Annotated in this window: 13 protein-coding genes and 1 tRNA gene; 8 read left to right on the top strand and 6 right to left on the bottom strand. The window is 65.6% G+C overall.

Features of this window, described 5'->3' with window-relative positions; genetic code table 11:
* Positions 1-238: 238 nt before the first annotated feature.
* The 5 genes from tolB to queC all read left to right on the top strand — a co-directional run bounded on the left by tolB (position 239) and on the right by queC (position 4,547).
* Complete coding sequence (gene tolB, locus HUT07_RS03975; protein ID WP_176019836.1) at positions 239-1,558, top strand: Tol-Pal system beta propeller repeat protein TolB; 1,320 nt, start codon at positions 239-241, stop codon at positions 1,556-1,558.
* Positions 1,559-1,622: 64 nt separating this feature from the next.
* A complete protein-coding gene (pal, locus tag HUT07_RS03980) occupies positions 1,623-2,141 on the top strand; it encodes a peptidoglycan-associated lipoprotein Pal (protein WP_005410748.1) in 519 nt (172 codons plus the stop codon).
* A 3-nt stretch (positions 2,142-2,144) separates the two neighbouring features.
* Positions 2,145-2,963, top strand: coding sequence for a tol-pal system protein YbgF (gene ybgF, locus HUT07_RS03985; RefSeq protein WP_176019837.1), 819 nt, complete (start codon positions 2,145-2,147; stop codon positions 2,961-2,963).
* Between the two features lie 139 nt (positions 2,964-3,102).
* Positions 3,103-3,804 (top strand): 7-carboxy-7-deazaguanine synthase QueE, encoded by a 702-nt coding sequence (gene queE, locus HUT07_RS03990; RefSeq protein WP_176019838.1) that lies wholly within the window; start codon positions 3,103-3,105, stop codon positions 3,802-3,804.
* A gap of 77 nt (positions 3,805-3,881) precedes the next feature.
* On the top strand, positions 3,882-4,547 hold the full coding sequence (queC, locus tag HUT07_RS03995; RefSeq protein ID WP_176019839.1) for a 7-cyano-7-deazaguanine synthase QueC: 666 nt from the start codon (positions 3,882-3,884) through the stop codon (positions 4,545-4,547).
* Positions 4,548-4,612: 65 nt separating this feature from the next.
* Here the strand turns inward: queC and HUT07_RS04000 are convergent, their stop codons facing one another.
* Positions 4,613-5,614 (bottom strand): DUF2268 domain-containing putative Zn-dependent protease, encoded by a 1,002-nt coding sequence (locus HUT07_RS04000; RefSeq protein ID WP_176019840.1) that lies wholly within the window; start codon positions 5,612-5,614, stop codon positions 4,613-4,615.
* Positions 5,615-5,786: 172 nt separating this feature from the next.
* Here HUT07_RS04000 and HUT07_RS04005 point away from each other — a divergent pair.
* Positions 5,787-5,862, top strand: a tRNA-Lys gene (locus HUT07_RS04005).
* Between the two features lie 219 nt (positions 5,863-6,081).
* Here the strand turns inward: HUT07_RS04005 and HUT07_RS04010 are convergent.
* The 3 genes from HUT07_RS04010 to HUT07_RS04020 form a co-directional block, all read right to left on the bottom strand.
* Positions 6,082-7,134 carry an acyltransferase gene (locus HUT07_RS04010; RefSeq protein ID WP_176019841.1) on the bottom strand — a complete coding sequence of 351 codons (1,053 nt, stop codon included), beginning with the start codon at positions 7,132-7,134 and terminating at the stop codon, positions 6,082-6,084.
* A gap of 254 nt (positions 7,135-7,388) precedes the next feature.
* Positions 7,389-7,718 (bottom strand): hypothetical protein, encoded by a 330-nt coding sequence (locus HUT07_RS04015; RefSeq protein ID WP_176019842.1) that lies wholly within the window; start codon positions 7,716-7,718, stop codon positions 7,389-7,391.
* Positions 7,719-7,797: 79 nt separating this feature from the next.
* Positions 7,798-8,154 carry a hypothetical protein gene (locus HUT07_RS04020; protein ID WP_176019843.1) on the bottom strand — a complete coding sequence of 119 codons (357 nt, stop codon included), beginning with the start codon at positions 8,152-8,154 and terminating at the stop codon, positions 7,798-7,800.
* Positions 8,155-8,889: 735 nt separating this feature from the next.
* On the opposite strand from HUT07_RS04020, the gene HUT07_RS04025 reads away from it, so the two are divergent.
* Positions 8,890-9,738: an alpha/beta hydrolase-fold protein gene (locus tag HUT07_RS04025; RefSeq protein WP_176019844.1), complete on the top strand. Its 849-nt coding sequence runs from the start codon at positions 8,890-8,892 to the stop codon at positions 9,736-9,738.
* 88 nt (positions 9,739-9,826) lie between these two features.
* A complete protein-coding gene (locus tag HUT07_RS04030; RefSeq protein WP_176019845.1) occupies positions 9,827-10,762 on the top strand; it encodes an alpha/beta hydrolase-fold protein in 936 nt (311 codons plus the stop codon).
* Between the two features lie 154 nt (positions 10,763-10,916).
* Here the strand turns inward: HUT07_RS04030 and HUT07_RS04035 are convergent, their stop codons facing one another.
* Positions 10,917-11,339 (bottom strand): response regulator, encoded by a 423-nt coding sequence (locus HUT07_RS04035; RefSeq protein ID WP_176019846.1) that lies wholly within the window; start codon positions 11,337-11,339, stop codon positions 10,917-10,919.
* A gap of 92 nt (positions 11,340-11,431) precedes the next feature.
* Positions 11,432-12,199 carry a CPBP family glutamic-type intramembrane protease gene (locus HUT07_RS04040; RefSeq protein WP_176019847.1) on the bottom strand — a complete coding sequence of 256 codons (768 nt, stop codon included), beginning with the start codon at positions 12,197-12,199 and terminating at the stop codon, positions 11,432-11,434.
* Positions 12,200-12,265: the final 66 nt, after the last annotated feature.

Genomic DNA, 12,265 nt, shown 5'->3' on the forward strand with positions numbered 1-12,265 from the left:
GGGCAGCCCTTTGGGGCTGTCCCGTCCTCCAATGACGCCTTTGGCTCTGGATGGTGCGGCGCCGTCCAAGCGATGCTTTGGACGAGTCATTCGCACGGAAGGTGGCCATGACGTTAACGGCATGTGAGAGACCCGGCTGGCACTGACCCGGAATTCACGTACCCTTGGTTCATGATTGCGAAGCGGTTCACCGCCGTTTTGTTATCCCTCGTTCCGGTTCCCCCTATTTGAGCGCTCCATGAAGAAGATGCCTCGCTGGCTTGCCGTGTTTGCGGCCCTGTTGCTGCCCTTTGCTGCCGCCGCGCAGCAGAAGGGGCTGGATATCGACATCATCGGCGGCAATGCCTCCGCCCTCCCGATCACCATCGTGCCGATGCCCTACCAGGGCGCCGCTGGCGCACCGCAGACCGACGTCGCCGGCGTGGTCCGTGCCGACCTCGAACGCTCCGGCCAGTTCCGCACCCTGCCCGAAGCGCAGATCGTCGAAAAGCCGACCCGTGGTGGCGACATCCAGTTCGCCACCTGGCGCGCGCTGAAGCAGAACTACATCGTCGTTGGCCGGGTCATGGACGCCGGTGCCGGCGCCTACCGCGTCGAGTACGAACTGTTCGACGTGCCCAAGGGCGAGCGCCTGCTCGGCCTGGCGATGACCGCCCGCGGCAACGCCATGCGCGACGTCGCCCACCAGATGGCCGACGCCATCTACGAGAAGATCACCGGTGTCCGTGGCGCCTTCTGGACCCGCATTGCCTACGTGACCGCCAGCGGCAAGGGTGATGCCATGCGCTATGCGCTGATGGTCGCCGATTCCGATGGCTTCAACCCGCAGACCATCGTGCGTTCGGCCGAGCCGCTGCTGTCGCCGTCGTGGAGCCCGGATGGCAACAAGCTGGCCTACGTCAGCTTCGAACGTGGCAACTCCGCCATCTACATCCAGAACATCTCCACCGGCGCCCGTGAACTGGTCACCAGCTTCCGCGGCATCAACAGCGCCCCGGCGTTCTCGCCGGACGGCCGCAAGCTGGCCCTGACCCTGTCGCGTTCGGGCAACCCGGAAATCTACGTGATGGACCTGGGCAGCAAGCAGCTGACCCAGCTGACCAACCACTTCGCCATCGACACCGAGCCGACCTGGTCCCCGGATGGCAGCGCGGTGTACTTCACCTCCGACCGCGGCGGCCGTCCGCAGGTCTACAAGGTCGGTGCCGGTGGCGGCAGTGCCGAGCGCGTGACGTTCCAGGGCAACTACAACGCCAAGCCCTCGGTGTCCTATGACGGCAAGAAGATCGCCGTGGCCCAGGGTTCGGGCAACAGCTACAAGATCGCGATGATGGACAGCTCGCTGGGTTCGCCCCGCTGGAGCACGCTGTCGCCGGGTTCGCTGGACGAGTCGCCGAGCTTTGCGCCCAACGCAAGCATGGTGCTGTATGCCGCCCGTGAGGGTGGCCGTGGTGTGCTGTATGCCGTCTCGGCCGATGCGCGGGTTCGCCAGCGCCTGGTCCTGGCCGATGGTGATGTGCGCGAGCCGGCATGGTCCCCATACCGTACCCAGCGCTAAAAGAGTGTTAACATTTTCTCTGTATTGAACCCCTCATCGGCTTAGGAGCCACAAAGGTATCGCCATGAACAAGTCCACCCGCGTTCTGCTTGTTTCCCTGCTGTCCGTGGCCGTCCTGGCCGGTTGCTCGAAGAAGGTGAAGGAAGAGCCGGCAGCCCCGGTTGATACCGGCACCTCGACCACCACCCCGACCGGTCCGTCGACCTCCGGCCTGTACGGCCCGGGCGACCTGGACACCGACGCTTGCCTGCGCCAGCGCGTTGTCTACTTCGACCTGGACAAGGAAGACGTGAAGCCGGAATTCCAGGCCATCATGGCTTGCCACGCCAAGTACCTGCGTGACCGTCCGTCTTCGCGCATCACCCTGCAGGGCCACACTGACGAGCGCGGTTCGCGCGCGTACAACCAGGCCCTGGGCGAGCGTCGTGGCAACGGCGTCAACTCGGCACTGCAGGCCAACGGTGGCTCGGCCTCGCAGCTGACCGTCGTGTCCTACGGTGAAGAGCGTCCGGTCTGCACCGAGTCGAACGAGTCCTGCTGGTCGCAGAACCGTCGCGTCGAAATCGTCTACACCGCGCAGTAATCCATGCGCCTTGGCATCAAACTGATGCTGGTCGTTGCGGCAGCCCTCGTGGCTGCCGCACCGGCGCATGCACAACGTCAGAGCCTGGCCGACCGTGTCGGTTCGCTCGAGCAGCAGATGTACAACAACAGTGCCAACCAGGACCTGTTGAACCAGATCAACCAGCTGCGGCAGCAGGTCACCAGCCTGCAGGCCTCGATCGAGCAACTCCAGCACGACAATGCCCAGCTCAAGCAGTCCGCCCAGGACCAGTACCTGGATCTGGACGGCCGCCTGAACCGGTTGGAAGGGGGCTCTGCCGCCCCGGCCCTGCCTGCTGTTCCGGCGAGCGCACCGAAGGCCCCCGCGGCCCCGGCAAAACCCGCAGCGGCGGCCACTTCCGAGCGGCCGCCTTCCGTCCATGGTGACCCGGGCAGCCTGGCCGTCACCGGTGACGAGCGTACGTCCTACAACGTGGCCTTCGACGCACTGAAGGCGGGCAAGTACGATGATTCGGCGCAGCTGTTCCTGAGCTTCCTGGAGCTGTACCCGAACGGCGTCTACGCCCCCAACGCGCTGTACTGGCTGGGCGAAAGCTATTACGCCACCCGCAATTTCCCGATGGCCGAGTCCCAGTTCCGCGAACTGCTCTCGCGCTATCCCACCCACGACAAGGCCGCAGGTGGCCTGCTCAAGGTCGGCCTCTCGCAGTATGGCGAGGGCAAGGTCGACCAGGCCCAGCAGACGCTGGAAACCGTCGTGGCGCAGTACCCGGGCTCGGACGCCGCGCGCACCGCGCAGGACCGTCTGCAGTCGATCCGCCTCGGCAATCAGATCCGCTGATCCGCTGACCGGGCGTACAATACGCACCCTGGCGCTGGGCTGACTCCCGGCAGCCTTCTGTAGAGCCGAGCCCATGCTCGGCTGCTTTCGTTTCCGGCGCCGATACATCCGTCGCCCGCCCCATGAAGAATTGTCTGCCATGACCGCCGTCACTCCGTCCAACGCCGTCGCCACGCCCAGCGAGATCGTGCAATCACCCCTGCCGCGCCTGAAGATCACCGAGATCTTCACCTCGCTGCAGGGCGAAGCCGATACCGCCGGTTGGCCGACCGTGTTCGTGCGCCTGACCGGTTGCCCGCTGCGCTGCCAGTACTGCGACACCGCTTACGCCTTCCACGGCGGCACCTGGTGGGACATCGACGACATCGTCGCCGAGGTCCTGGCCCAAGGCGTGCGCCATGTATGCGTGACCGGCGGCGAGCCGCTGGCGCAGAAGCGCTGCCTGGTGCTGCTGCAGAAGCTGTGCGACGCCGGCATGGACGTGTCGCTGGAGACCTCCGGCGCACTGGACGTCAGCGCGGTGGATCCGCGCGTATCGCGCGTGGTCGACATCAAGACCCCCGGCTCGGCCGAAGTCGCCCGCAACCGCTGGGAAAACCTGCCGCTGCTGACCGCACGTGACCAGGTCAAGTTCGTCATCTGCAGCCGCGAAGACTACGACTGGGCCAAGGTCATGCTGGCCGAGCACGCGCTGGTGAAGCGCACGACGGTGTTCTTCTCGCCCAGCAAGGGCGAGATCACTGCACGCCAACTGGCCGACTGGATCGTGGAAGACCGGTTGCCGGTGCGCTTCCAGATGCAGTTGCATAAGATTCTCTGGAATGACGAACCGGGCCGCTGAGCCCATCCGTTGTTCCTTGATGTAGTTCCGGCGCGGGACAGCGTGCTGGCTTTTCCCCCAAACCGGACGATTTACCCATGAAGAAGGCAGTCGTGCTTCTCTCCGGCGGCATGGATTCAGCCGCCGTCATCGCCATGGCCCAGGAACAGGGCTTCGCCGTGCATGCCCTGAGCGTGCGCTACGGCCAGCGCCACACCTCCGAGCTGGACGCCGCCGCGCGTGTGGCCAAGGCCCAGGGCGTGATCGTGCACAAGACCGTGGACGTGGACCTGCGCAGCATCGGCGGCTCTGCGCTGACCGACGACATCGACGTGCCCGAAGCGGGCGGCGAGGGCATCCCGGTCACCTACGTGCCGGCGCGCAACACCATCATGCTGTCGCTGGCGCTGGGCTGGGCCGAAGTGCTCGGTGCCAACGACATCTTCTGCGGCGTCAACGCCGTGGACTATTCCGGTTACCCGGACTGCCGCCCCGAGTTCATCGCGGCCTTCCAGGCGCTGGCCAACCTGGCCACCAAGTCGGGCGTGGAAGGCGCGGGCATCACCGTGCATGCGCCGCTGCAGTTCCTCAGCAAGGGCCAGATCGTCAGCGAAGGCGTGCGCCTGGGCGTGGACTTCGGCCTGACCGTGTCCTGCTACAACGCCGATGCCAACGGCGCGGCCTGCGGCCATTGCGATGCCTGCCGCCTGCGCGCGCAGGGCTTCACCGAAGCCGGCGTGCCCGACCCCACGCTGTACGCCTGAGGTAATGGGGGCTGACGGCCCCAATGGTGGGTGCGAACCGTTGGTTCGCACTCGCTGTCCCGCCGCTACCGGCGGCTGGAGTCTGGTAGTGCCGGCCGCTGGCCGGCAGCCTCATCAGGCAACCACCCCGACGCATCAATGAACGCCTGCACTGCCTTCGGATCGGCATAATCCAGCTCGATCATCCGCGCGATCCCCGCCTTCTCATCCGCCTGCTGGCGCATGTACTCCTGCGCGATGCGGTAACCCGCGTAGTAGCCCACATCACTCATACCGAATGGATTGCGGTTGTTGTTGTACAGCCAGTTGTCCAGGTCATCGCCGTCCATCTCCGCGATGAAGCGAGCGCGGATCTCCGCCTCGTGGCCCGCGCCGTAGTCATAGAAGGGCAGTGCCGGCCGACGCCCGCTCAGCCGCTCGGCCACATACTCGGCCACACCCTCGCGCACCGCGTACTGCGCGAGCGAACCGGTGGTCTCGCGTTGCTGGGTATGCACGTACTCGTGCAGGTTGTTCTGCGCGTTGTTGGCACCCGGCCGGCTGTCGTAGAAGACCCGCAGGCGACTGCGCAACGGCTCCGGCAATTCACTGACATCCACGCTTGCATCGCCCAGCGCCATCTCCGCACCGATCAGCACCTCGTTGCCCAGCGTGGTCCCGCCGGTGCGCAGCACGCCTACCGCATAGGTGATGCTGGCAGGACGCAGGGCAGGGTAGAGCGCGCGGAACGCCGCCAGATCCCGCTCCAGCGTGGCACTGGCCTGCTGGGCGTTGGCGGTCAGTGGCCGTACCGAGGCCCAGAAGCGCGGCCAGGCAAGCATTGCTTTGGCGTACTCGGCGGCGGTGTAGTTGCGCACCTTCATCAGCGCATGCAGGCCGGGGCTGCCAGGGTCGATATAGCGCCGCTGGACCAGGGCCACCCGCTGCGCGGCATCGGGCTCGGCAAGGACCGCATCGTAAGTGACCCAGAAGCGGTCGATATCGTCGGTCCGCACCTGTGTGGGCGCTGCGGCCGAGGCGGCGAACGGCAGCAGCAGGGCAAGTATCAGCGGCAGTGACAGGCGCATCCATCGCTCCGGGACAGGGTCGCAGGTGAGATGCGGCGGGCGCCAGAAAGGTTTAGAAGCCCGCATTTGGGTAGTGCCGGCCGCTGGCCGGCAACGTCGTAGATCCCCGACTTCACCCAGCCCCGCAAAGTACGGTAGAATGCCCACCCCGCCGAAAGGCTGGGGCTTGCATGGGCCGTTAGCTCAGTCGGTAGAGCAGAAGACTTTTAATCTTTTGGTCGATGGTTCGAATCCATCACGGCCCACCATTGCAGGCAATGACTTAGGCGCCCTTGCGGCGCCTTTTTCTTTGCCTGCTGAAAAACCTCCTGAAAACTCAGGGACCGATGCAGGTTTCACGACAGGCAAGCGATGATCGTATCCATCGCGCATGGCGGCGCTCTTATGCCCGCCATGCTCTGGCCCTTCGCTATCGGTGATGCCTCGATGCAGTCTGCCGGTTCCGGTACCGCCCTGGTCGCTGCCGATTAGTCGGCGCGTTGGTTCCTGCCCGCGCGCCAGCGGCTGGGCAGGGCGAGCAGGGGGCGCTCAAGGCGAGCATGCACCACGCTGCCAGTGATACAGCAGGCGAGCGTGGCAATCGCAACGAAGGCTACGTGCCAGGCCCATCCCGACGATGGCAGGAACATCGTCCATATGCGCCCGATTGCTGAAATCACGAAGATATGAGTCAGGTAGAGGGAGTAGGAAGAGTCGCCGAGGCGGGTCAGCCACAGGGGCATGCGCATGCGGTTCTGCGCTTCCAGTCCCACGCACCCCGCCAGTATCAGCACCGACGCGGTACCGAACAACGCCACCCGCGTGTAGACACTCATGCTTGCGGGTCCTGCCTCCGGGAGCGCAACAGCTGCAGCGACCGCGACGGCGGCGCCCGTGATGATCAAGGGCAATGCCAGCCAGGATGGGATTTTTTTCCAGTAGAGACCGAGCATTGCCCCGGCAATGAACTCGTAGGTCAGCGGATTTGTGACCAGATTGTGGGCGGGTGTGGCCGGCCCTTCCGCAAGCCAGGGCGCCACCCCAACCGCAGCAGCCCAGGCCAGCAGAAAAACGGGCACGAAGCGCTCCGGGACGAACGCAATCGCACTTGCAAATACCAGATAGAAGTACGCTTCGTGCACCAAGGTCCAGCCTACGGTGAGCACCGGCAGCTGCGCGTGTGGAATCAACAGGTAGGAGGCCAGCACGCTCTGGTCTGCGTATGAGGTGTTCACCATGGTCGGGAACAAAGCCATCAGCACCACGACCAGGGTGGTGAAGATCCAGTACAGCGGCAGCACGCGCCAGGCGCGCTTGACCAGGAACTGCGAGGTCGCCCCGTCTCGGGTATAGCGTCCTGCCGACACGGTTGTCATCACGAAGCCCGACACCACGAAGAACAGGTCCACGCCTGCATCTGCATACCTCGCAATCGCATCCAGCACCGCTGGGCCTTGTAGGTACTTGATCTCCACACCACGCAGGTGGAACAGGACGACAGCGAGCGCTGCGACACCGCGCAGGCACTGTAGCGAGTCCATTCGATATCTTGTGCCCATTGCTCTGCGCTCCACGTGGGGGCGAATGCTAGCACCAGGCCCCTGCTCCTGCACTGCTGCGGGTGTCAGCGCCCCCCCGGCCTGAGTAGGGGGCGGGTTTAGGGTCCGGTGCTGACTATATGGCAGCCGCCAAAAGTGGGCTGGACCGGCCAGGACCGCTCCGCAACGCGAAACGGTGCCCTGCTACAGAGGGTCTTCAGGGTGCCGTTGCAGATGGCGTCGCGGAACGTGAGGCCTTATAGCGACTTCGAACCCTGAGAACGGGCCGCCTCGCGTTCTGCCGCCACCTGTGCGGCAACCGCTGCCGCGTTGGCGGCAGCCTTCGCAGCACGCTCCACTGCGGCGCGATCAGCGTCGAACCGGGCCTGCCGTTGGGCGCTGTAATTGCGCTCCAGTTCCAGCGAGGCCATGAAGCTGTCGAGATGGTTCGCGGCGCACGCTTGCTGCACCAACTGCACGGCACGGTCGGACAGGCCGGGCTGGATGTTGCCGAGCAGGCAGTCGGCGTACGGTACAGGCGCGGCCGGGCCAGCGGCCAGGGCGGCAATGATCATGGCATTCAACATGCGAACCTCCTTGTGTCAGTGTCGATGGAACCCGGAACGGGCCCGACCCGGTATGGGCCGGATCATGGTGCAGCTGTTCCTACTCTGGCCGGATATCCCGGCATACCAGCTCTGCCAGCCCGCGGCAGGCGAAGAACAGCCCGTCGATCACGCCGTCATCCAGATGCCGGTCCGGCGTTGCCATCGATCGGCAGCGCTCGGCGGCATGCAGCATCTCTGCCACGGTCAGCATGCCGACGGCTGCCCGTTCCACGCGTGACAGTGCCACCCCGCGCCCTGTGGGAAGGCTTGCATCCGGCCAGGGCTGGCCGTCTGCACCTTCGCCCGTTCGGATGCGTTCGAGGCAGCCCAGGAAAGTGCTCAGTTCGGGCGCGGGGTTGTCATCGTCGTCGTTGACGCTGGCGGCATATGAGGCATAGGGCGGACGTTCGGTCATCTCGGCTTCCTCGGCTCTGGGGTGGGAATGCCACCGCGTGAGGCGGGTGGCGGACGGTGCGTGTCTGCAAGCCGGGAAGACAGTAAGCAGTTAACCGGCGGATCCGAAGACCCCCACGCACCGCCCGCCATAAAGGCCGACGGATCACCCGCCGGCACGGTCCGGAGACAGTGCCGACGGGTGAGCGCAAACAACATGCTTTTTGTCTTCCCAGGCTTGCAGGCCCGGTGCCACCCGTTGTCGGTGGCGCAGCATGGTGTTTACGCCCGCGCTTGGAGTTCAATCAGAATTTTCCGAAGGGAAATGCGGACTCCAGACGCGTGGCGATGGTGGCGCAGGCGTGTCTTGCGCAGCAAGCGTCAGTACACGACGTATTCGCTTCCACGTTTGGTTGGTCACGTTGGAAAATGGCGCAAATCGCATATGGCGGGGCATCTGCCGTGAACCAACGCGTGTAAAGCTCACTTCACTTTTGCCATCAAAGTCCTCCGTGCGTGCCAGCCGTCCCCGCCGCGTTTCGGTGCAGATGCGACGGCAGCGGCGTCCTTGGCGGTTCAAACGCGACACGTGGCGGTGCACGCGCGGTATGGGGGGCGTACCTCGGCGCGATTCACGGGAAATCATCCACGCATGGCGTGGATCTACGCATCCGGCAGGGATGTTGAGCGTGCCGCAGCCGCCAACGCTCGTGTCCGGGCGCTATGCTCGGTGTCTTTCCCTGGATGGGTCGCCCCAATGCGTTTGATCGTGCTGTCGCTGTTGTTGTCCGCTGTCTCCGCCGCGCCGCTGATGGCCGCCGAACCGGCGCCGTCCGCACAATCAGCTGCCGCAACCCCGCTGGTGATCGGTGAGACCTTCACCATCGAGTCGAAGGCGCTGGGCGAGACCCGCCGCATCAACGTGTACCGCCCGCAGCCGTGGGGCCTGGACCCGAAGACGCCGCTGCCGGTGCTCTACATGCCCGACGGCGGCATCGGCGAAGATTTCCTGCACGTGGCTGGGTTGGTGCAGGTGCTGACCGGCAACGGCAGCATGCGCCCGTTCCTGCTGGTGGGCATCGAAAACACCGAACGCCGTCGCGACATGACCGGCCCCAGCAGCGAGGCGGAGGATCGCAAGATCGCGCCACGCATCGGTGGCTCGGCGGCATTTCGCGATTTCCTGCGCGACGAACTGATGCCGCAGGTGCGCCAGCGCTACCCGACCACCGACGAGCGCGCGTTGATCGGTGAGTCGCTGGCCGGCTTGTTCGTGGTCGAGACGCTGCTGCAGGAACCGACCTTGTTCAACAGCTACATCGCACTGGACCCCAGCCTGTGGTGGAACCGCAGCGCGTTGCTGTCTGGTGCAGGCAAGCAGTTGCCGTCAGTTGCCCGCAGCGGCGCACGGCTGTTCCTGGCCAGCAGTGGCCAGCCGGAACTGGCGGCGTCGAGTGCACGCTTGGCGGCCCTGTTGCAGCAGTCATCACCGGCAACGTTGGTGAAATACCAGCCGCTGCCGGAAGAGACCCACGCGACGATCTATCACCCGGCGGCGCTGCAGGCCCTGCGTGCGCTGTTCCCGGCGCCGCCGGCCTCGCCCTGATGAGCTTGGCTTGGCATGCAGCAACGTAGCGTGTGAGGATGCGGTAGCGGCGCCATCTGGGTGCGCCGCCCGCAACAGGAGAGCGCGGATGCAGCGTGTGCGTGGATGGAGTGTGCTGGCCTGCCTGGCCCTGGCAGGTTGCGCGATGTCGGTGGCGCCACCGGCGACGCAGAATGAAGCCAAGGACGCCGCGACGGCCGTGCAAGGCGTGGTGCTGCCCGATACCGAATCCCTGCGTGTACATGACCCGATCGGGCGCGACTATGCCTTGTGGGTGGCATTGCCTGCCGGCTACGCGGCACAGCCGCAGAAGCGCTACCCGGTGCTGTATGTGACCGATGCGCTGTACAGCTTTCCGCTGGTGCGCAGCGTGCGCAACCTGGTGGGGCAGCAGGGCATCAACATCGAGGATTTCATCCTGGTCGGGCTGCCGCCGCAGGAAGGCCTGACGTCGAAACAGAGCCGCTCGCGTGACTACACGCCCAGCGAGCCCGTGCGCGACAGGCCTGGTTACTACAGCGATGACGTCACCTACGGTGGCGCGGCCCACTATCGCGACTTCGTGGCCGACCACGTATTGCCGATGATCGATGCGCGCTACCGCACCGATCCGGCGCGGCGGGCGTTCGCTGGTCATTCCTATGGGGCCCTGTTCGGCGCCTATGTGTTGACCACGCGGCCAGATATGTTCCGGACCTACATCCTGTCCAGTCCTTCGCTGTGGTTCGACCAGCACCTGCTGCCGCGCATGCAGGACGAGGCGAAGGCACCGGCGAACCCGACACGCGTGTTGCTGTCAGTCGGCAGCTACGAGACGGTCAAGCCGGGCCCACGCTATTCAACCGGCAACGACATGCTGCGGCAGGCCGCTGACTTCACCGCCCAGCTTGAGCGGAGTGGCCGCACGCTGCAGGTGGACAATGTGGTGATCGACGGTGAGGACCATCTCACGGTGTATCCGCGCGTGATCACCCGTGCGTTGTTGCAGGTGTTTCCGGGTGAAGGGCCGTACACGGGCGGTTGATTGCCGATCCCATCCACGCATGGCGTGGATCTACTGCTTCAATCCACACACGGCGTGATACCGGCGGTTGATGTTGGGCGGCATCCACGCATGGCGTGGATCTACTGTATCGGGCGCGGAGTCAGTAGATCCACGCCATGCGTGGATGAATGCCTCACGCCGCCCGTGCATCCGCCCCGGTCAACACGCCCACATCCGCATGCCGGAAGCACAACCGGATCGCATCCAGCAGCTCGCTCATGTTGTAGGGCTTGGGCAGGAAATGGATGCCGTGATGCAGCTGCGGCAGCACGGCATGCTGGTCCATGCCGGAGGTCACCAGAATCGGCAGATCGGGATACAGACTGCGCACGTGGTTGGCGGCCTCGATGCCACTGACGCGGCCAAGATTGACGTCGGTGAACAGCAGGTCGAAGCGCTCTCCGGCGGCCAACAGGCCCAGCGCGGCTTCGGCGCTGCTGACGCCTGCAACGTGGCAGGCCTGGCTCTCCAGCGCCATCCGGCTCAGTTCACGGGTTTCCTCGGCATCTTCGATCAGCAGGACGCGTGGTTCAACGTGGCGCTTGGACAGCAGCATGACGCAACAACTCCGGACGGCAGGGCATGAAAGGCGCGCAAGTATGCGCAAGCCGGGGGTGATCCCGGCGTGCACGCCAGGCTAAGTGAGCGTTACAGCCGATGCTGGCGCTGGCGGCGTACCTGCCAGGCCAGCACGACCACCGCCAGCAGGGCGGTGCCGATGCGCAGGCTGGTAGCCTGCCAGCCCAGTGCGACAGCGTCATCGAGGCGGAATACGTTCCAGGCCAGGTTCATCGATACGTGCAGCACCAGGCCGCACCACAGGGTGTCGCCATCCAGATGGTCCAGCCAGGCGAAGATGAAGCCGCCCAAGGCGATCACCGCGCCGACGAACAAGGCGGTGCCGCCGCCGTCGAAGCCGCCGAACCCGAGCCAATGCACCCAGCCGAACAGCAGCGCCTGCGGCAGCGCAAGCAGGGGCCACGGGCCGCGCACGATCTTCACCAGCAGCACGAAGCCGAGACCGCGGAACAGCACTTCCTCGGCCAGCGGAAACAGCACAGTGAGCATCGCCGCATCGAGGGCAGTCAGTGCGGTGTTGGGTGTGCCAAGCAGCGCCAACCCCAGCCAACACGGCAGGCTGGCCAGCAGCACCCACAGCGGGCCGCGCCAGCCGTTTCCGCGCAGGCCGAGGCTGGCCAGCAGGCCAATGCCCTTGGGGCGCAGCAGCGAGGCCAGCAGCAGCGCCAGCAGCACGGCCAGCGCGTTGTCGAGCAGGCTGCCGCCGTAGGGCATGGGCAGGGCTGCGATCGGAGCGCCGATGGCCGCGGCGATGTCGCGCACGTTCAGGCCGAGACCGACGCCGAGCAGCACCAGCATCAGGCGCAGCGGGGCGGGTACGCGGGACAGGATGGTCATGCACGCACTCCTTGCGGGTCAGGGCGCAGTGTGCGGGCACAGCGGCGGCCCCGGCGCGCGCCGGAA

The sequence above is a fragment of the Stenotrophomonas sp. NA06056 genome (assembly GCF_013364355.1).
Classification (GTDB): Bacteria; Pseudomonadota; Gammaproteobacteria; order Xanthomonadales; family Xanthomonadaceae; genus Stenotrophomonas.